Consider the following 17,053-nt stretch of genomic DNA (forward strand, 5'->3'; position numbering starts at 1 on the left):
GACGGAGGAGATACCATGAGCGAACGTTCCAACCCCGAACTCGCACCGCTCCCGTACGACTACGACGCACTCGAACCGTCCATCAGCGAGCAGGTGCTGACGTGGCATCACGACACCCACCATCAGGGGTACGTGAACGGGCTCGATTCCGCGGAGGCCACGCTCGAGGAGAACCGCGAGGAGGGCGACTTCTCCTCCTCGGGGTCGGCCATCCGCAACGTCACCCACAACGGCTGTGGCCACTATCTCCACACGCTGTTCTGGGAGAACATGGACCCCAACGGCGGCGGCACGCCCGACGGTGACCTCGCGGCCCGCATCGACGAGGACTTCGGCTCCTACGACGCCTGGAAGGGCGAGTTCGAGGCCGCGGCGTCCGCGGCTGGCGGCTGGGCCCTGCTCGTCTACGACCCGGTGGCCAAACAGCTCCGCAACATCGTCGTCGACAAGCACGACCAGGGCGCGCTGTGGGGTGCCCACCCCATCCTCGCGCTCGACGTCTGGGAGCACTCCTACTACTACGACTACGGTCCCGACCGCGGCTCGTTCATCGACGCGTTCTTCGACGTCGTGAACTGGGACAAGGTCGAAGAGGAGTACCAGACGGTCACCGAGCTGTTCGAGTAAGGCAGTTCCCCGACTTCCCGATTTCTTTCAGTCGTCCGCCGCCGCCGTGTAGTCGTCGATGAGTCCCGTATCGTCGCCGTGAGCGTACTCCGTGTTTCGGAGCGTCTCGTACAGCGCGTCGAACGCGATATCGGCGTCGGCGTCGACGCTCGCGAGCACGCCGAACCCGTCGAAGAACGTCCGGAACGTCGTGAACTCGTCGAACCCGCGCACTGTGTACTCGTAGTCGGCGTACGTGAGGTCGTCGTACGTGTGCCGGGTGATGAACCCGTACCGCTCGTTGTCGATGTACCGCGCCGGGTCGTGCCCCTCGAGTCGTTCGGCCACGTCCCGCCGGATGTAGAGACACCGCTCCGACTCCACGTCGAAGCTCCAGACATCGCGCAGTCCCGTTCCCGCGAACTCCCGGAAGACCGCCGTGAACTCGTCTGTGGCGTCGCTCATCCGGTTCGAGGTCGGCGGGCACGTATGAAGAGGCTCGCCCCGTATCGAGTCGTGAGCCGGGGGAACACGTAGCGTTTACCGGCCCCTCCCCCGTACGCCCGGTCATGCCGCGACCCAAGGAGACGTTCGACGACCTCCGGACGTTCGAGTTCCGCGACCCCGAGGAAGTGCTCGACCCGGACACTATGTACACGGTTTACGAGATCGCCCGCCTCCTGCAGGGGCTCGACGCCGACCGCGAACTGGACGCCGCGACGGAGGACATCCTGCTCGACTGGGCCATCCCCTGGATGCTCGACCACGAGTCGGCGTTCGTGTTCGCCGAACCGGAAGACGAGGACGCCCCCGGCTTCTACGGGCTGAGCCCGGACGCCACGGAATGAAACTGCTGGTCGCGGGCGGGGCCCGGGTGGATGCCGGCAAGACCACCTTCTCGACGGGGCTGTGCGTCGAGACGGCCGCGCCGGGCTACAAACCACGGGCGGGCAACGATTACTGGTTCGACACGGACGACTACCGCCACGCCGTCGAGCGGGGCCGCCTGTTCGGCAAGGACGCGAAGCGGCTGGCGGCGGCCTCGCCGGGCGACCCCGCGCCAGAAGAGTTGAACCCGGTCCACCGGCTCTGGACGCCGGCGCCGGGCGGCGGAGGGGGCCTGCTCGGACAGGACGACCGGTCGTTCCTCGTCGACCGGGTGCGCGTGGCCGGCGACGCCGACCTGCCGACCACCGACGCGGGCGACGCCTACGTCGTCAACGGCACCCGCGAGGTGCCCGATTCGGCCGCCGAGTCGTTGCCGCTCGACGACGCGGCGACGGTCGAGGCCCTGCCGGCGTTCAACGACCTGATGGCGTCGCTTCACCGGCCGGCGATGGCCGCCCTCGGCAACGACATCGAGAGCGAGGACCGAGCGGTCGTCGAATCCTACGCCGACATCGCGCTCCCGCTTCGGGGGTTCGAACCGGACGCGGTCGCGGTCGTCGAGCCCCGACGCTGTCGGGTGTACGACGGGCCGCGATACACGAAGGCCTGCGACGTCGCGTCCGGTAGCGCACACGAGGGGCGACTGGAGGAGCGCGTCGAGAACGTCCTGGAGTTGCTGGAGCCGGCGGCGACGGTCGAACTACCGGCGCTCGATGGGGAGACCCGCGCCGACCCCGAGGCAGTCGCGGACGCCTACGGACCCGCCTACGACGCGCTTCTCGCGAGCGCGCTACGCTGACATCCGCGCCGACCGCGCGGCGAGTTCGACGTGTCGGTAGGCGTCGGTGGTCGCGCTCGGCCCGTGGCCCGTGTGCAACTGTTCGAGGCTCTCGTCGACCGTCTCGAGCACGTAGTCGATGCTGTCGACCAGCGTCGCGCGGTCGCCCTCTTCGAGGTCGGTGCGGCCGAATCCGCCGTTCGTGAACACGAGGTCGCCCGCGAACAGCACCGACGCCGCCGACGAGTAGAAGCAGAGGTGGTCGTTCTTGTGACCGGGCGTGTGGAGCGCGCGGTACTCGTGGTCGCCCAGCGCGACGGCGTCGCCGTCGGCGATGGCGTGGTCGACCAGCGCGTGGTCGGGGTCGAACCCCCACACGTCCACGTCGAACGCCTCCACGACGGCGTCGGTGTTGCCGACGTGGTCCGGGTGGGTGTGAGTGAGCACTACCGCATCGAGGCCGCCGCCCTGCTCTTCGAGTTGGGAGACCACGTCGAATTCGCTACCGGGGTCGACCAGCACCGACCGGTCACCGGGCACGTGGAAGACGTTGCTCGTGAACGCGCGGACGCCCTGCGCGAGGTTGTGAATCATGCTCGCCGGTTACCACCGCCGGTACTTTCCGGTGTCGCTTGCGGTGGAACGCAACGCCCTTACCCCACGCGGGAGTCGACCGTGACATGAGACGGGCGTACGTCGCCGTCGCCGCCGTCGTCGGCATCTTCGTCTGCATCCAGGTGGGGGCGCTGGCGCTGGTCGAGCCGTTCAAATCCGCCGGCTATCAGACCGTCGAGGACCCGACGGACCCGACCAACTCGGTCATCTACATCCTCGCTATCCTCGTCGCCACGGCCGTCATGCTCGCGGCGTTCAAGTACGACGCAGACGTGCTCGTGCGTCTGCTCGTCGTCCTCTCGGCGACGTTCATCAGCTACTACGTGTTCGCGGTGCTTCTCCCGCCGGTGGTCGCGTTCGGCGTCAACGCCGTCGCGGTGGGGGCGGCGCTCGCGCTCGCGGCCGCCCTGCTGGTCTATCCGGAGTGGTACGTCATCGACGCCGCTGGCATCGTGATGGGGGCGGGCGCGGCCGGCCTGTTCGGCATCTCCTTCGGCCTCCTGCCGGCCATCGTCCTGCTCGCGGGACTGGCGGTGTACGACGCCATCTCGGTGTACGGCACCGAACACATGCTCGACCTCGCGTCGGGCGTCATGGACCTGAAGGTGCCCGTCATTCTGGTCGTCCCCCTGTCGGCGTCGTACTCGTTCCTCGACGACGACGGGCCGGAGGCGACTGAGCGCGACGGCGACGCCGCGGACGACGACGCGTCGCCCGAGGAGGAGAACGGGGAGGGGCCGATGGAGCGGGACGCGTTCTTCATCGGCCTCGGCGACGCGGTGATGCCGACGGTGCTGGTCGCCAGCGCGGCGTTCTTCAGTCCCGCCTCGGTACCGGACCTCGGCGTCCCCGGCCTCGCGGTGACCCTGCCCGCCGCGACGGCGATGGTCGGCACGCTCCTGGGCCTGCTCGTGTTGATGCGGATGGTGATGGCGGGACGGGCCCACGCCGGCCTGCCGTTGCTGAACGGCGGTGCCATCGGCGGCTACCTCGTCGGCGCGCTCGCATCCGGCATCCCGCTCGCACAGGCCGTCGGTCTCGCGTAGTGTTGCCTGTCGGACAGAACCGCGTTTCGGTTGCCGATAGGACAAAAATGTCTTTCAGCATATGCTTTAGTACCCGCGGGCCATCACCCCGGCTGTGGGGTCCCCGCCCCACGTGAGGCCCGAATCAGCTGTCTGTCATTCCACCACCGCAACTGGATTCGGTCCCACCGCGGCCACGGGGTCCCCGCCGTGGACACCGCGGGGCGGCACCACCGTCCCGTCCCGTGGCCGCAACCCTCTGACACGATACGCCCCCGTACCCCTGCATGCGAGCGTATGCTGAATTGACGACGAGCGACCGGTCCCGGCACCCACAAAGCACTTTCAGCGGCGTGGAGAACTCGTGGCGATGCCCCGCCGTCCCCTCCGTGACGTGGTCATCGTCCTGCTGGTGGCGCTCGGGACGGTCGGGTACGTCGTCGCGCTCGTGGCCGCCTCCGTCTACCTCGCCGGGTTCCTCGCGCACCTGCTCCCGCCGTCGGCGCTCGGTGTCGTCTGTGCGACCGCCCCGTTCTGCTGGCCGTGGTTTCTGCTCGTGGGCGTCGTCTGCCTCGCGGCTGGCATCGCGCTGTTGGCGACGGTCGCCGAGCGCGCGCCCGTCACACTCCCGGACGGCTGGTGACGGGCCGACGTCGCTCTCGGCTCTCGCGAGCGACGCCGGTCACCGGAGCGCGTCGCTCGCGGGCGCGAACTCGATGGTCTCGCCGAGCCCCTGCTCTGCCGCGCGCTCGTACAGCATCCCGGCGGCCGCGACCGTCTCGATGCCCGTCCCGCCGGAGTCGAACACGGTTATCTCCTCGCGGCTCTCGCGCCCGGGTTCGGTGCCCGCGACCACCTCGCCCAGTTCCGCGTGGACGTGGTCGTCGTCGACGACGCCCTCCTCGCGGGCCTGGAGGAACGCTCCCGCGTCGGAAAACGCCCGGTCCCGGAGGTCCGGCACGTACTTCGCCCGTTCGACGGTCCTGGTGTCGAGTTCGCGCGCGTCCGCATCGTACTGGCCCATCGCGGTGACGTGGGTACCCGCCTCCAGCAGTTCGCCGTCGAACACCGGTTCGGTCGCGTCCGTCGCCGTGACCACGATGTCGGCGCCCTCGATGGCCGCGTCCGAGGAGTTGACCGCCGCAACGGCGGCGTCGAGTTCGTCGTTCATCGAGGCCGCGAACGACTCGCGGTGCTCCTTGGTCGGCGAGTAGACGTTGACCGTGGCGAGGCCGCGGACGGCGTCCAGCGCCCGCAACTGCCCCTTCGCCTGTGGTCCGGAGCCGAACACCGCGACCACCTCGGCGTCGGGCCGCGCGAGTTCGTCCGCGCCGACGGCGCCCGCCGCGCCCGTCTTGAACGGGTTCAGCGATGCGCCGTCGAGCAGGGCCAGCGGCGCGCCGCTGTCCACGTCGAACAGCGGCAGGAAGAAGTGGGCGTCGCCGTCGCCGAAGCCGGCGGCGTACTGGTAGCCGCCCATCACGCCCGACTCCGGCAGGACGGCCATGTAGCCGGTGAGCATCCCCGCCGGGTCCTGGTTGACCAGTTTCGTCCGGGGTTCGGCGGCCGCTCCGTGGCCGCGCTGGCGATAGCCGTCACGCACCGCCTCGACGTACTCGCCGGGGGTCGCAAGGCCGCGCATCTCCTCGCTCGTCAGGAACAGCACCTCGGTCATACAAGCAGTTCCGGGCGACGGGTAATCAGCGTAGTGGCTGTCGGTCGAGCGGGAGCCGGAAGGTAGAGGAGAGCCGTCAGTTCGCGCCGAGTTCGGGACCGTCCGCCGCGGGCGCCGCGGGCGCGGCCGGTGCCTCGCCGGGAGTACGGACGAACATCCCGTGTCCGATGAGCGCGACAGCAATCAGCGAGGCGGCGATGATTGCGGTCGTGAGCGAGACGCCCGCGACGGTCAGCGCGGCGGAGCCACCGCCGAGCGCGAGCGGAATGAGGCCGAGAACGAAGTCGTAGTAACCTGCCATATCTACTATGACCTATGAGAGAAATCCCTATAAGTGTTTTTCATATGCGGCTGATACTATCGGAGGTAAATACTGGTTAGCATCTGGTTGGCCATAGATTGTATCTCCATAACTTATGCGACACCTATAAACCCCGAAAACGCACGAGGAGGCCCGCTACACCCCGATTTATCGGAGTACGTATCACCCGCACGCCCAGTAACCTGTCCGATTTCGTTCTGACAGGCGTTATCACGCGACGGAGCCGCGAGCCCCCGCACTACCCGGACGCTGAACCGACGCCTACAAGCGGGTCGGTTCGCCACTCCCGATGTGAACGGGAACGACCGGCGGATAACGGGGCTCGTGATGCTGGCACACGCGATGGTCCACACCTACGAGCTGTCGCTCCCGATTCTGCTGACCGTCTGGGCGGTGGAGTTCACCCAGCTGTCGGTGCCGCTGGTGGGTAGCGTCGCCGTCACGAGCTTCGTCCTCGGCGTCGTTCTCACGGCCGGCTACGCACCGTTCGGAATCGGCGCGCTCCCTGGGGGTGTGCTGGCCGACGCGTACGGCTCGCGCCCGCTCATCCTCGCGTCGCTCGTCGGGATGGGCGGCTCGTTCCTCGTGCTCGCGGTCGCTCCATCCCTGGCTACGGTCGCGCTCTGTCTGTTCGCGTGGGGCGTCGCCGCCTCGGTGTACCACCCCGCGGGATTGGCGCTCATCTCGAAGGGCGTCCGCGAGCGCGGGTCGGCGTTCGCCTACCACGGCATCGCGGGTAACCTCGGCATCGCGCTCGGGCCACTGTCGACGGCGCTGTTGCTGTTCGTGCTCGGGGACTGGCGTCCCGTCGTCGCCCTCCTCGGTGTACCGGCGCTCGTCGGCGCGCTCGCGGCCGCGCGCCTGGACGTCGACGAGACGGCCGCGGTCGGTGACGGCGGCGAGGCCGACGCCCGGGCCTCCGGGTCGGTCACGTCGCTCTCTGCCCTGCTTGCGGATTCGCGGGCGCTGTTCTCGGGGCTGTTCGCCGTCGTGTTCCTCGCGGTGATGCTGTCGGGGCTCTACTACCGCGGCTTCCTCACCTTTCTGCCACAGCTCCTCGACGGGTTCGGCGCGCTCGAGCCGGTGCAGTTCGCGGGCCGCGACCTCGCGCCCAGCCGGTACGTGTACGTCGGCCTGTTGATGGCGGGCGTCTTCGGCCAGTACGCAGGCGGCAAACTCACCGACCGGGTCCCCGTCGAGTGGGGGCTCGTCGTCGGCTACGGCAGTCTCGGCGTGCTGGCGGTCGTGTTCCTCCCGATTGCGACGGCCGGGCTCCTGCCGCTTCTGGCCGTCTGTGCGGTGATGGGCGTCGCGCTGTTCGTCGTCCAGCCGTTCTACCAGGCGACTGTCGCCGAATACACCCCGGCCGGCACGCGGGGGCTCTCGTACGGGTTCACCTACCTCGGCGTGTTCGGCGTCGGCGCGCTCGGCGGCGCCGTCGCGGGCGGACTGTTGACCGTTGCCGGGCCGGGCGCGCTGTTCGCCGTGCTCGCGGGGTTCGGTCTCGTGGCGGCGGCGCTGGGTCTCGTGCTCGTCCGACGCTAGCCCGTCAGTCGGGCGACCGTGGCGCGCCAACCGACGAGCAGTGCGCCGGTGACGAACAGCGACACGAGGAAGAAGGCGGGGTCGAACCCCCCGCGGACGAGGCTTGTCGCGCGGATGGCCTGGCCCACGATGTCCGCGCCGAGCCACGCGACCCCCGCGCGAGCGGCGGCCTCCCGGGGGGTCGCCAGCGCCCGCTCGTTGAAAACGCCGACGACCAGGCCCACGACCACCCAGCCGACGACGAACGGCGCCGCAACCTCCGGCGCGCGCACGAGCACCGCCCCGGACTCGTGTTGTAACACGCCCAGGACGCTGAACAGTCCGATACACACGAGGTCCCCCACCGCGGCGAGCGCCATCGTCCGCGAGACGGAGACGCGTGGCGACAGATCCATACACCCCCATCCGGCGCCGCCCGCTTAGTCGCCCCGTTTCACGCCCGCCACCGTGTAGGCGAACCCGCGTTCGGGGTGGAACGTCACCAGCCCCGCGTCCGCCATCAGCCCCGCGAGGTCGTCGGCCGTGTAGAACGTCGAGTCGAACCCGACCAGATGCTCCATCCTGACGAGGCCGCGCCCGCGCCAGGTCCCGGGGTCGAACTCCCGGACGACGAGCACCCCGCCCGCCCGGAGCACGCGCGCGGCGTCCTCGATGGCGGCCGCCGCGTCGGGGAAGTGATGCAACGCGTCGACGATAATGACGGCGTCGACGCTCCCCGTCCGGACGGGAAGGCGACCGGCGTCGCCCTGTACGGCGTCGAGTCCCGACGCGCGTGCTTCGGTGAGCATCCCCTGGGCGGCGTCGATAACGGTGGCGTCACCCAGCGCGCGGGCGGCCCGACCGGTCCCGCCGCCCACGTCGAGAACGCGTTCGAAGGGGCCGGTGCCGAACGCGAGGCCTGCCTCGAGGCGGTCGGCGTCGGCCGCCGGCATCCCTAGCTCGTAGAGCCGGGCGAACCGGTCGAACAGCGACACGTCGCGCGTGGCCGTGTGGCGCATACCCGAGTATGGGGCCGCCGGGAGTAACGCGTTTCCCTCGCGGGCGCGTTCGGCGAGTCATGGAGTTCGCGCTCCTCGGGTGGCCTCCGGACGGTCCGACGCTCCGGCTCGACTGGGAGCGGTTCAGCTACGCCGGCAAGTTCGTGATGTCCGCGACCGGCAAAGCAGTCGTCCGCGAGGGCGAGCCGACCGACGGCGAGTTCGACGACCACGTGCTCGGGGCCGTCGCGTTCAACGAGGACCGCACCGACGCCGGGGCGCTGTGGCTCCGGTACGTCACGGTCCGCGAGGACCGCCGCGGCGAGGGGCTCGGCGCGCGGCTCTGCGCGTTCACGGCGGCCCGCGCCGAGGCGCGCGGCTACGAGCGCGTCCGCATCGCGGTCAACAACCCCTTCGCGTACGAGGCGCTGTACAAGGCCGGCTTCGGGTTCACCGGCCGCGAGACGGGACTGGCCGAACTCGTGCTCGAACGGCCGGGCGACCGCTCGACCGACCGGTACCGTGGGGGGCTCGCCCGGTTCCGCGAGCGCGACCTCTCGGCGAGCGAGCGTGCCTTCCTCGACGCGCGCGACGAGGTGCCGGGGACGGTTGCCACGCCGACAGAAAACTGATAATCTAGCGCACGCCACTCCCGGACATGGTCCCCGATACCGACTCCGAGCGCGGCTGTCCGAAATGCGGCAACACCGGCACCGACGTCGGCCAGATATCCACGACCGGTGGCGGCCTCTCGAAGATGTTCGACATCCAGACGAACTCGTTTCAGGTCGTCTCGTGTACGAACTGCGGCTACTCGGAGCTGTACCGCGACACCACCTCCGGCACGAGCGACATCGTCGACGTGTTCCTCGGGTGATGGCCGCGGCGGTGTTCGTCCTGTTTGCCCTGCTCGCGCTCGCGTTCCCCGTGTTGCTGTATCTCGCGGTGCGGTCGGAACACGACCAGCGGCGCGAGATGGACCGCGAGGAAGCCGAACGCGCCGCCCGCCGCGATACGCGCGACGACCGCCGGAACACGGACGACCGCTGACGCGCGGGCGCCGACCGACGCGGTCGGGCTGTCGAACCGGACCGTGTCTATTTATCCCTGGCTGTCGTGCGACCACGTACCATGCATATCACGACCATGACCGTCGTCTCGGTCGGAGACCCGACTGGGCTCGGCGTCGCCTGCACGCCGGCGGGCTGTTTCCAGGTGGTCGTCCTCCTGCGTGCGGTCGTCATCGGCCTCTCCGGGCTGTTGGGAGTCCTCGGTGCGCTCTCGTATCTCGCTGACGCCTCGCAGACCACGCGGGAGGAGCGCCGCCGGGTCCGCGCCGAGCGCGACGCCCTCGAGTCGTTCATCGACCGGGTCCGTGCGCTCTCGCCCACCACGCCGTCGGCCGACCACGGAGCGGGGTACACCCCCGCGGTGCTGACGAGCCAGTCCGGGCCCGACGCCGCGGCCGTCGGCGAGGCCTACCGGGAGACGATGCTGTCGGTGGACCACTACGAGGAAGACTACGGGGAGCCGCTGGGGGCGAATCTCCGTGCCGAACTTGGCCCGGACGTGGCGAACGCGCTGGCGTCCGGTGGGCCACTCACGCCTGACCTCCAGCAGGCGGTCGTCGCCGCGGGCGAGCAGGCCCGCACGGAGCGCGAGGCGTTCCTGACGGAACTCGGCACGGAGGCCGACGCGCTGGCGGAGTCGGCCGAGCGGCTCCAGTCCATCGAGGCGGCGCTCGACGAGGCCCGCGCCGCCCCGGACATCGACGACTTCGAGTCGCTGGCCGACCGCTGGCAACGGCTCGACCGCCTCGAGGCCGCCTGCGTTGCGGTGGTCGACGACCGACGCGCCTCGCTTTCGGACCGCGACGCGTTCGACCTCTCGCGGTATCTCTACGAGTCGGTCGGCCCCCCGTATCCGGTGGTCGCGGCCGCGGCTGACCTGCTCGGGGAGGTGCGGGTGGAACGCGACCGGACGACGGATATGCTGACGCGCGTCGTCTGAACCGGACGGCGAGGTTTCAAGCGCCCGCCCCCCCTACCACCGTGCGATGGGAAATGCGGACCTACGACAGCTCGCCGTCCTCGAGACGGTGTCGTTCGACGAACTCGGCGGTGGCGTCGTCGCCGTCGACGCGCACAACTGGCTCTACCGGTATCTGACGACGACGGTCAAGTTCACCCGCGACGAGGCGTACACGACCGCGAGCGGCGCGGAGGTGGCCAACCTCATCGGCGTCGTCCAGGGGCTCCCCAAGTTCTTCGAGCACGACCTCACGCCGGTGTTCGTGTTCGACGGCGGCGTCACCGACCTGAAGGACGACGAGGTCGAACAGCGGCGCGAACAGCGCGAGCGTTACGAGGAGCAACTGGCGGAGGCACGCGAGGAGGGCGAGGACGCCGCCCGCATCGCGGCCCTGGAGTCGCGGACCCAGCGGCTCACCGACACCATCCAGCGGACGACCCGCGGGTTGCTCGAGCGGCTCGACGTGCCCGTCGTCGAAGCGCCCGCCGAGGGCGAGGCACAGGCGGCCCACATGGCCCGGAACGGCGACGCCGACTACGTCGGCACCGAGGACTACGACGCGCTCCTTCTGGGCGCGCCGTACACGCTCCGGCAACTCACCTCGAAGGGCGACCCGGAGCTGATGGATTTCGAGGCGACGCTCGAGAAACACGAGTTGACCTGGGAGCAGTTGGTCGACGCCGCCATCCTGATGGGCACCGACTTCAACGAGGGCATCTCGGGCATCGGTCCCAAGACCGCCGTGAAGCTCGTCCGCGAGCACGGCGACCTCTGGGCCGTCCTCGACGCGCGCGACGAGTACGTCGACAACGCCGACGTCATCCGGGGGCTGTTCCTCGACCCGGACGTGACCGACGACTACGCGTTCGACCCCGACATCGACCCCGACATCGAAGCCGCCCGCGCCTACGTCACCGAGGAGTGGGAGGTGGCCGGCGACGAAGTCGCACGCGGCTTCGAGCGCATCGAGGAATCGCTCGTCCAGACCGGGCTCGACCGCTGGACCTGACCGCTACACGTAGCCCAGGCCACCGGCTCCCCACATCCCGACGACCAGTAGCAAGACGCCAAGCAGGCGCCGGCTGGCGACGAGCCACGGTTTCGGCTCTGGCGTGCCGTCGGTCCGGTAGCCGAACAGGTCCCACTTCGCGTCGTGTCTGAGGAGCAGTTCGGGGATGCCGATGAACACGAGCCCCATGAGGCCGATGAGGAACCCCCAGCCGGTGGCACCCCCGGATGCGGGGGTGACGGCCGCGCATCCCGCGACGACGGCGGCGGCGACCAGACCGACGAACGTTCCGATGCCCCGGTCGCCCGCCCGGCCCGTGGCGACGCCCGCGAGGACGTACCCCTGCCAGGCGACCGTCAGGGCGACGACCACGGTCAACAGCGTCACGCCGCCGCCCCCGGCGAACTCGGCGGCCGCGGTCCGGAGTGGCGCGACCGCCACGGGGTAGTTCCAGTCGGGCGCGGCCAGCGCTACCGCGACGGGGCGGGCGGCGTGGCGGCCGAGCGCCGGCAGGAACGCGGGCGCGACTGCCCGGGCCGTCTCGCCGACCGAGCCGCCGTACCCCTCGGTGATGCCGTGGACCACGCCGGTCACCAGCGGCCACAACAACAGCGTGGCGAGCAGTGCGGCGCCGCCGTTGCCCCGGACGGCGCCGACGGCGACGGCCGACAGCGACCGCTGGACGCGCTCGGGGTTACCACAGCCGTCGGGCGTGCCGAACTCCTCGCTGGGCGGCTCGTAGTTCTCACAGAGGCCGTCGCCCGGGTAGTTCGGGTTGTCGATGGTGTCGGTACCGGAGACGTGGGGGGCGAGTTGCCCACCGGCGAGGTGCGCGCCGGCGAACGCCGCTATCGCCACCACGACGACGATGCCTGCCGCGACACCCATCGAGGGTGGGTCATCGTGTGCGGCAGTCGGTCGAACCAACGAACGGAGGGCGGAACGGACCATGTTGCCGGCTGTGTCGGCGTGGAACAAACGTCTTGTGTCGTGGCGTTTTTCGCGGTCGGGCGCCACTCGGAGGTATGGACCCCGAGGCAGTCGAGCGACTCATCGAGGAGGGTATCGAGGACAGCGAGGCGACGGTCACCCGGGCGCGTGGTGAACACGACGACGACCACCTCCGGGCAGAGGTCGTCTCCCCCGCGTTCGAGGGCGTCCCGCTCGTCCAGCAACACGAGATGGTGTACGACGCGCTCGATGGGCACATGACGACGGACATCCACGCGCTGGAACTGCGGACGGAGACGCCGTAGCAGGCATGCGCAACGCGACCATCGTCTGCACGCTGGGGCCGGCGTCGGACGACGAGGCGACGATTCGTGAACTGGTCGACGCCGGCATGGCCGTCGCGCGGCTCAACGCCAGCCACGGCGACACCGACCAGCGCAGACACGTCGTCGAGCGCGTCCGTTCCGTCGACGCCGACAGCGAGGCGACGGTGTCGGTGATGCTCGACCTCCCCGGCCCGGAGATACGCACCGCACCGCTCGACGCCCCCATACAGGTCGAGACGGGCACCGAGGTCCGGTTCGTCGCCGGGGAGACGGCCACCCCCGAGGTGGTCGGACTCTCGACGGCGCTGGAGGGCGTGACGGCGGGCGACACGGTGCTTCTCGACGACGGGCGCATCGAGACGGTCGTCCGGCGGGTCGACGACGACGGCGTCGTCGCGGAGGTGCTCGACGGGGGACAGCTCGGCGGGCGCAAGGGCGTCAACGTCCCGGGCGTCGACCTCGGGCTGGACGTGGTCACCGAGCGCGACGAGCCGGAACTCGCCCTCGCCGCGGAGACGGGCGTCGACTTCGTCGCCGCGAGTTTCGTCCGCGACGCCGATGACGTCTACCGCGTGAGCGAGGCGCTGGAGGAACGCGGTGCGGACGTGCCCGTGATAGCGAAGATAGAGCGGGCCGACGCCGTCGAGAATCTCGAGGAGATACTCGAGGCGGCGTACGGCGTGATGGTCGCCCGCGGCGACCTGGGCGTCGAGTGTCCGCTGGAGGAGGTGCCGCTCATCCAGAAGCGCATCGTCCGCCGGAGTCTGGCGGCGGGCGTCCCGGTCATCACCGCGACGGAGATGCTCGACTCGATGGTCCACGAGCGGCGGCCCACCCGCGCGGAGGCGACCGACGTGGCGAACGCGGTGCTCGACGGCACCGACGCGGTGATGCTGTCGGGTGAGACGGCAGTGGGCGACCACCCCGTCCGTGTCGTCGAGACGATGGACCGCATCGTCCGCGACGTGGAGGCGAGCGACGAGTTCGCGGAGACGCGCGAACAGCGGGTGCCGGCGGCCGGCGCCTCGACGACGGACGCGCTGGCGCGGTCGGCCCGCTATCTCGCCCGCGACGTGGGCGCGACGGGCGTCGTCGTCGCCAGCGAATCCGGCTACACCGCACGGAAGGTCGCCAAGTACCGGCCCGCCGTGCCGGTGGTCGCGGTGACTCCCCGAGACGAGGTCCGTCGACGGCTGACGCTGTCGTGGGGCGTCTCGCCACGGTACGCCGACCTGCCGGCCGACGGCGCGGACGCGGTCATCCGCCACACGGTCGACGAGGCGCTCGACTCGGGCATCGTCGCCAGCGGCGACACCGTCGTCGGCCTCGCGGGGATGCTCACCGAGTTCGAGGCCGACACCGCCAACACGCTCAAGGTCCACGTCGCCGCCGCGACGGTCGCCTCGGGCCGGAGCGTGACGACCGGTCGCGCCGTCGGCTCCGTGTTCAGGACCACTGACGGCGACCTGACCGACGCGCCCGAGGACGCGGTGGTCGTCGTCGACGAGACGTTCGACGCCGCCTTCGAGGGGCCGCTAGACGCGGTGGCGGCGTTCGTGTCGGCCCGCTCGGGGCTGACCGGCTACGCCGCGCAGGTGGCCCGCGAACTCGGCGTGCCGATGGTCTCGGACGCCCCGCTCCCCGCCGACGTCGAGGACGGCGACACCGTGACCGTCGACGGCGAGCGGGGCGTCGTGTACGCCGGCGAGGTGACGGAGCCGTGAGCGGGGAGCCACGGTACGCCGGCATCGACGTGGGGGCGACGAACACCCGCGCCGTCGTCGCGAACGCGACCGGCGAGGTCCGGGGCCGCGCCCGCGACCGGACGACCCGGGTGAGCGACGGGGACAGGGTGGCCGAGGAGGTCGTCGGAGTCCTCCGGGAGGCCTGTGGGGGGGCCGGCGTCGGACCGGATGACCTGAAGGCGGTCGGTATCGGCGCAATCGGCCCGCAGGACGACAGGGGCGGGGTGGTCGACCCGCCGAACCATCCGGCCGACAGAATCCCGCTCGTCGCGGCCGTCGAGGCGGCTACTGGTGCGTCGGTTCGGCTCCGCAACGACGCCGTCGCGGGCGTCATCGCGGAACGGCGGTTCGCCGACGCGCCCGACAACGCCGTCTACCTGACACTGTCGTCGGGCGTCGGCGCCGGCGTCGTCGTCGACGGCCACGTCCTCACCGGGAGCGGAGGTAACGCCGCCGAAGTGGGCCACATCACGGTCGACTCGACCGGCGCGGTGGCCTGTGGCTGTGGGGGCCGCGGCCACTGGGAGGCGTACGCCGCGGGGACCAACCTCCCGGCGTACGCTCGGCACGTCCACGGCGAGGGCGTCGAGACGGACCTCGACCTCGGGGAGGTGACGGCGCCCGACCTGTTCGCGGCTCCCGACGACCCGCTAGCGGCCGAGGTGCTCGACCGACTCGCCCGCTGGAACACGCTCGGCGCGGCGGCGCTCGTCCACGCGTACGCCCCGGACCTCGTCTCCGTCGGCGGTGCCGTCGCGTGCAACAACCCGGCGGCGGTCGTCGACCCCGTGCGCGAACGCCTCCCCGACCACGTCGTCACGAGTGTGCCGGAGGTCCGGGTGACGCCGCTGGGCGACGAGGTGGTCGTCCGGGGGGCACTCGCGCTCGCGTTGCCCGAGTAGGTCAGGGCTCGTCGTCGCGGGCCCAGTCGAGCGACCGCTCGACGGCCTCGCCCCACCGCTCGTACCGGCGGTCGGCCTCCGCGGGGTCCATCTCGGGCGTGAACGTCCGGTCCACGGCCCAGTTCTCCCGGAGTGCGTCAAGCGAGTCCCAGTAGCCGACGGCCAGCCCCGCGGCGTACGCCGCGCCGAGCGCCGTCGTCTCGTCGACCACCGGGCGGACGATGTCGGTGCCGAGCACGTCCGCCTGCAACCCACAGAGGAAGTCGTTGCGCACGGCACCGCCGTCGACGCGGAGCGACCGGGTCTCGATGCCGGCGTCGGCCTCCATCGCCTCGGTCACGTCCCGCGTCTGGAACGCGATGGCCTCCAGCGTCGCGCGGACGAGATGTTCGCGGCGGGTCCCCCGAGTAATGCCGACGACGGTGCCGCGGGCGCGGCCATCCCAGTGGGGCGCACCCAGTCCCGTGAACGCGGGAACGACGTAGACGCCGTCCGTCGAGTCGACCGACCGGGCCAGCGCCGCCGTCTCCGCGGGGTCGTCGACGAGGGACACGTCCTCCAGCCACTCGATGGCCGCGCCGGTGACGAAGATGGAGCCTTCGAGCGCGTACCGTGGCGGTTCGCCCGCGCGCTGGAACGCGACAGTCGTGAGCAGGCCGTGGTCGCTTTCGACGGCCCGCTCGCCGGTGTTCATCAGGAGAAACGACCCCGTGCCGTAGGTGTTCTTCGCGTCGCCGGCGTCGAAGCAGGTCTGCCCGAACAGCGCGGCCTGTTGGTCGCCGAGTGCGGCGGCCACCGGCACCGCGGCACCGAGGAACCCGTCGGCGTCGGTGTGGCCGTACGGCTCCACGGGACTGGACGGCCGCACTTCGGGCAACACCGCCTCGGGAACGCGGAACTCCGCTAGCAACTCCGGGTCCCACGCGAGGTCGTGGATGTCGAACAGCATCGTCCGCGAGGCGTTCGTGACGTCGGTGACGTGCTCGCCGGTCAGCTTGTACGTCAGCCACGCGTCGACCGTGCCGAACAGTAGTTCGCCCGCCTCGGCCCGGTCGCGGACGCTCCCCACGCCGGGGCGGTCCGGCTCTATCGGGTCCGCGTGGTCGAGGAGCCACTCTAGTTTCGTCGCGGAGAAGTACGCGTCCGGTTCGAGCCCCGTGCGCTTGCGTATCCACTCGGCGTCGCCGCTGGCCTCGAGCCGTTCGATTCGGTCGGTCGTCCGCCGGTCCTGCCAGACGATGGCGTCGTGGACCGGCTCGCCGGTGTCGGCGTCCCACAGGACGGTCGTCTCCCGCTGGTTCGTGATGCCCACTGCCGCGAGCTGGTCGGCGTCGATGCCCGCCTCCGACAGCGCCGCCTGTACGGTCGCTTTCGTGTTCGCCCACAACTCGGTCGGGTCGTGTTCGACCCATCCCGGCTCGGGGTAGTGCTGTTCGTGTCGCTCGTAGGCGTCCGCAACCACCTGCCCCGCGTGGTCGAACACCACGAACCGCGTGCCTGTCGTCCCCTGGTCTATCGCGCCGACGTAGCTGTCCTCGGTCATGGCGTCCCGACCGCACTCGGCGGTCCTGCCGGAACGTCCCCGAACAGCGGATTAAAGCTTCCGCGGGGCCGCGACGACAGGCCCAAGTGGGTCGCCGGCCCACCCTCGGGCGACC

22 protein-coding genes are annotated in these 17,053 nt (G+C 70.6%); 14 read left to right on the forward strand and 8 right to left on the reverse strand.

Going from position 1 to position 17,053, the window contains the following annotated elements; all coding sequences use genetic code 11:
• Window positions 1-15 precede the first annotated feature (15 nt).
• Window positions 16-627, forward strand: a complete 612-nt coding sequence (sod, locus tag NL112_RS16460; RefSeq protein WP_255149940.1) for a superoxide dismutase [Mn] — start codon at window positions 16-18, stop codon at window positions 625-627.
• 27 nt (window positions 628-654) lie between these two features.
• Here the strand turns inward: sod and NL112_RS16465 are convergent, their stop codons facing one another.
• Window positions 655-1,071 (reverse strand): DUF7522 family protein, encoded by a 417-nt coding sequence (locus NL112_RS16465; RefSeq protein ID WP_255149941.1) that lies wholly within the window; start codon window positions 1,069-1,071, stop codon window positions 655-657.
• Between the two features lie 104 nt (window positions 1,072-1,175).
• Between NL112_RS16465 and NL112_RS16470 the strand changes: the two genes are divergently transcribed.
• Together NL112_RS16470 and NL112_RS16475 are read left to right on the forward strand one after the other, a co-directional pair.
• Window positions 1,176-1,454, forward strand: a complete 279-nt coding sequence (locus tag NL112_RS16470) for a DUF5827 family protein (RefSeq protein WP_255149942.1) — start codon at window positions 1,176-1,178, stop codon at window positions 1,452-1,454.
• The gene (locus NL112_RS16475; protein ID WP_255149943.1) at window positions 1,451-2,293 is read left to right on the forward strand and encodes an ATPase; all 843 of its coding nucleotides are present in this window, start codon (window positions 1,451-1,453) and stop codon (window positions 2,291-2,293) included. Before NL112_RS16470 ends, NL112_RS16475 begins: the two co-directional genes overlap by 4 nt.
• Here NL112_RS16475 and NL112_RS16480 read toward each other — a convergent pair.
• Window positions 2,285-2,866, reverse strand: a complete 582-nt coding sequence (locus NL112_RS16480; RefSeq protein ID WP_255149944.1) for an MBL fold metallo-hydrolase — start codon at window positions 2,864-2,866, stop codon at window positions 2,285-2,287. The genes NL112_RS16475 and NL112_RS16480 overlap by 9 nt on opposite strands.
• An 86-nt stretch (window positions 2,867-2,952) precedes the next feature.
• On the opposite strand from NL112_RS16480, the gene NL112_RS16485 reads away from it, so the two are divergent.
• Entirely contained in the window at window positions 2,953-3,933 is a 981-nt protein-coding gene (locus NL112_RS16485) for a presenilin family intramembrane aspartyl protease PSH (protein WP_255149945.1), read from the forward strand.
• A 349-nt stretch (window positions 3,934-4,282) separates the two neighbouring features.
• The gene (locus NL112_RS16490) at window positions 4,283-4,555 is read left to right on the forward strand and encodes a hypothetical protein (RefSeq protein WP_255149946.1); all 273 of its coding nucleotides are present in this window, start codon (window positions 4,283-4,285) and stop codon (window positions 4,553-4,555) included.
• A gap of 39 nt (window positions 4,556-4,594) precedes the next feature.
• Here NL112_RS16490 and NL112_RS16495 read toward each other — a convergent pair whose 3' ends face one another.
• A complete protein-coding gene (locus tag NL112_RS16495; protein WP_255149947.1) occupies window positions 4,595-5,587 on the reverse strand; it encodes an ornithine cyclodeaminase family protein in 993 nt (330 codons plus the stop codon).
• A 76-nt stretch (window positions 5,588-5,663) separates the two neighbouring features.
• Complete coding sequence (locus NL112_RS16500) at window positions 5,664-5,888, reverse strand: DUF8015 family protein (protein ID WP_255149948.1); 225 nt, start codon at window positions 5,886-5,888, stop codon at window positions 5,664-5,666.
• A gap of 312 nt (window positions 5,889-6,200) precedes the next feature.
• Here NL112_RS16500 and NL112_RS16505 point away from each other — a divergent pair, with 312 nt between their 5' ends.
• The gene (locus NL112_RS16505) at window positions 6,201-7,454 is read left to right on the forward strand and encodes an MFS transporter (RefSeq protein ID WP_255149949.1); all 1,254 of its coding nucleotides are present in this window, start codon (window positions 6,201-6,203) and stop codon (window positions 7,452-7,454) included.
• Here NL112_RS16505 and NL112_RS16510 read toward each other — a convergent pair.
• A complete protein-coding gene (locus tag NL112_RS16510; protein ID WP_255149950.1) occupies window positions 7,451-7,849 on the reverse strand; it encodes a DUF3054 domain-containing protein in 399 nt (132 codons plus the stop codon). The two genes, NL112_RS16505 and NL112_RS16510, sit on opposite strands and share 4 nt — an antisense overlap.
• A gap of 24 nt (window positions 7,850-7,873) precedes the next feature.
• Entirely contained in the window at window positions 7,874-8,452 is a 579-nt protein-coding gene (locus tag NL112_RS16515) for a class I SAM-dependent methyltransferase (RefSeq protein ID WP_255149951.1), read from the reverse strand.
• Between the two features lie 59 nt (window positions 8,453-8,511).
• On the opposite strand from NL112_RS16515, the gene NL112_RS16520 reads away from it, so the two are divergent.
• The 5 genes from NL112_RS16520 (at window position 8,512) to fen (ending at window position 11,471) form a co-directional block, all read left to right on the forward strand.
• Window positions 8,512-9,063, forward strand: a complete 552-nt coding sequence (locus NL112_RS16520) for a GNAT family N-acetyltransferase (protein ID WP_255149952.1) — start codon at window positions 8,512-8,514, stop codon at window positions 9,061-9,063.
• A 26-nt stretch (window positions 9,064-9,089) separates the two neighbouring features.
• Complete coding sequence (locus NL112_RS16525; RefSeq protein ID WP_255149953.1) at window positions 9,090-9,308, forward strand: zinc ribbon domain-containing protein; 219 nt, start codon at window positions 9,090-9,092, stop codon at window positions 9,306-9,308.
• The gene (locus tag NL112_RS16530; protein ID WP_255149954.1) at window positions 9,308-9,481 is read left to right on the forward strand and encodes a DUF8143 family protein; all 174 of its coding nucleotides are present in this window, start codon (window positions 9,308-9,310) and stop codon (window positions 9,479-9,481) included. The genes NL112_RS16525 and NL112_RS16530 overlap by 1 nt, the downstream gene beginning before the upstream one ends.
• Before the next feature lie 81 nt (window positions 9,482-9,562).
• Complete coding sequence (locus NL112_RS16535; RefSeq protein ID WP_255149955.1) at window positions 9,563-10,441, forward strand: DUF7260 family protein; 879 nt, start codon at window positions 9,563-9,565, stop codon at window positions 10,439-10,441.
• 46 nt (window positions 10,442-10,487) lie between these two features.
• The gene (gene fen, locus NL112_RS16540; RefSeq protein WP_255149956.1) at window positions 10,488-11,471 is read left to right on the forward strand and encodes a flap endonuclease-1; all 984 of its coding nucleotides are present in this window, start codon (window positions 10,488-10,490) and stop codon (window positions 11,469-11,471) included.
• 3 nt (window positions 11,472-11,474) lie between these two features.
• On the opposite strand, the gene NL112_RS16545 is transcribed toward fen, so the two are convergent.
• Entirely contained in the window at window positions 11,475-12,422 is a 948-nt protein-coding gene (locus tag NL112_RS16545; protein WP_255149957.1) for a DUF6199 family natural product biosynthesis protein, read from the reverse strand.
• A gap of 74 nt (window positions 12,423-12,496) precedes the next feature.
• On the opposite strand from NL112_RS16545, the gene NL112_RS16550 reads away from it, so the two are divergent.
• The 3 genes from NL112_RS16550 to NL112_RS16560 are packed head-to-tail and all read left to right on the forward strand — an operon-like array spanning window position 12,497 to window position 15,395.
• Window positions 12,497-12,727 carry a BolA/IbaG family iron-sulfur metabolism protein gene (locus tag NL112_RS16550; RefSeq protein ID WP_255149958.1) on the forward strand — a complete coding sequence of 77 codons (231 nt, stop codon included), beginning with the start codon at window positions 12,497-12,499 and terminating at the stop codon, window positions 12,725-12,727.
• Window positions 12,728-12,732: 5 nt separating this feature from the next.
• Window positions 12,733-14,472: a pyruvate kinase gene (gene pyk, locus NL112_RS16555; RefSeq protein WP_255149959.1), complete on the forward strand. Its 1,740-nt coding sequence runs from the start codon at window positions 12,733-12,735 to the stop codon at window positions 14,470-14,472.
• On the forward strand, window positions 14,469-15,395 hold the full coding sequence (locus NL112_RS16560) for an ROK family protein (RefSeq protein WP_255149960.1): 927 nt from the start codon (window positions 14,469-14,471) through the stop codon (window positions 15,393-15,395). The genes pyk and NL112_RS16560 overlap by 4 nt, the downstream gene beginning before the upstream one ends.
• A gap of 1 nt (window position 15,396) precedes the next feature.
• Here NL112_RS16560 and glpK read toward each other — a convergent pair whose 3' ends face one another.
• Window positions 15,397-16,938 (reverse strand): glycerol kinase GlpK, encoded by a 1,542-nt coding sequence (glpK, locus tag NL112_RS16565; protein ID WP_255149961.1) that lies wholly within the window; start codon window positions 16,936-16,938, stop codon window positions 15,397-15,399.
• Window positions 16,939-17,053 lie beyond the last annotated feature (115 nt).

Origin of the sequence: Halorarius halobius (genome assembly GCF_024298865.1) — an archaeon.
GTDB classification, from domain to species: domain Archaea; phylum Halobacteriota; class Halobacteria; order Halobacteriales; family Haloarculaceae; genus Halorarius; species Halorarius halobius.

What these genes read in the sequence shown, in the direction of transcription:
- sod (WP_255149940.1), top strand. Translation starts at nt 16, where the DNA reads ATGAGCGAACGTTCCAACCCCGAACTCGCACCGCTCCCGTACGACTAC.
- NL112_RS16465 (WP_255149941.1), bottom strand. Translation starts at nt 1,071, where the DNA reads ATGAGCGACGCCACAGACGAGTTCACGGCGGTCTTCCGGGAGTTCGCG.
- NL112_RS16470 (WP_255149942.1), top strand. Translation starts at nt 1,176, where the DNA reads ATGCCGCGACCCAAGGAGACGTTCGACGACCTCCGGACGTTCGAGTTC.
- NL112_RS16475 (WP_255149943.1), top strand. Translation starts at nt 1,451, where the DNA reads ATGAAACTGCTGGTCGCGGGCGGGGCCCGGGTGGATGCCGGCAAGACC.
- NL112_RS16480 (WP_255149944.1), bottom strand. Translation starts at nt 2,866, where the DNA reads ATGATTCACAACCTCGCGCAGGGCGTCCGCGCGTTCACGAGCAACGTC.
- NL112_RS16485 (WP_255149945.1), top strand. Translation starts at nt 2,953, where the DNA reads ATGAGACGGGCGTACGTCGCCGTCGCCGCCGTCGTCGGCATCTTCGTC.
- NL112_RS16490 (WP_255149946.1), top strand. Translation starts at nt 4,283, where the DNA reads ATGCCCCGCCGTCCCCTCCGTGACGTGGTCATCGTCCTGCTGGTGGCG.
- NL112_RS16495 (WP_255149947.1), bottom strand. Translation starts at nt 5,587, where the DNA reads ATGACCGAGGTGCTGTTCCTGACGAGCGAGGAGATGCGCGGCCTTGCG.
- NL112_RS16500 (WP_255149948.1), bottom strand. Translation starts at nt 5,888, where the DNA reads ATGGCAGGTTACTACGACTTCGTTCTCGGCCTCATTCCGCTCGCGCTC.
- NL112_RS16510 (WP_255149950.1), bottom strand. Translation starts at nt 7,849, where the DNA reads ATGGATCTGTCGCCACGCGTCTCCGTCTCGCGGACGATGGCGCTCGCC.
- NL112_RS16515 (WP_255149951.1), bottom strand. Translation starts at nt 8,452, where the DNA reads ATGCGCCACACGGCCACGCGCGACGTGTCGCTGTTCGACCGGTTCGCC.
- NL112_RS16520 (WP_255149952.1), top strand. Translation starts at nt 8,512, where the DNA reads ATGGAGTTCGCGCTCCTCGGGTGGCCTCCGGACGGTCCGACGCTCCGG.
- NL112_RS16525 (WP_255149953.1), top strand. Translation starts at nt 9,090, where the DNA reads ATGGTCCCCGATACCGACTCCGAGCGCGGCTGTCCGAAATGCGGCAAC.
- NL112_RS16530 (WP_255149954.1), top strand. Translation starts at nt 9,308, where the DNA reads ATGGCCGCGGCGGTGTTCGTCCTGTTTGCCCTGCTCGCGCTCGCGTTC.
- NL112_RS16535 (WP_255149955.1), top strand. Translation starts at nt 9,563, where the DNA reads ATGCATATCACGACCATGACCGTCGTCTCGGTCGGAGACCCGACTGGG.
- fen (WP_255149956.1), top strand. Translation starts at nt 10,488, where the DNA reads ATGGGAAATGCGGACCTACGACAGCTCGCCGTCCTCGAGACGGTGTCG.
- NL112_RS16545 (WP_255149957.1), bottom strand. Translation starts at nt 12,422, where the DNA reads ATGGTCCGTTCCGCCCTCCGTTCGTTGGTTCGACCGACTGCCGCACAC.
- NL112_RS16550 (WP_255149958.1), top strand. Translation starts at nt 12,497, where the DNA reads ATGGACCCCGAGGCAGTCGAGCGACTCATCGAGGAGGGTATCGAGGAC.
- pyk (WP_255149959.1), top strand. Translation starts at nt 12,733, where the DNA reads ATGCGCAACGCGACCATCGTCTGCACGCTGGGGCCGGCGTCGGACGAC.
- glpK (WP_255149961.1), bottom strand. Translation starts at nt 16,938, where the DNA reads ATGACCGAGGACAGCTACGTCGGCGCGATAGACCAGGGGACGACAGGC.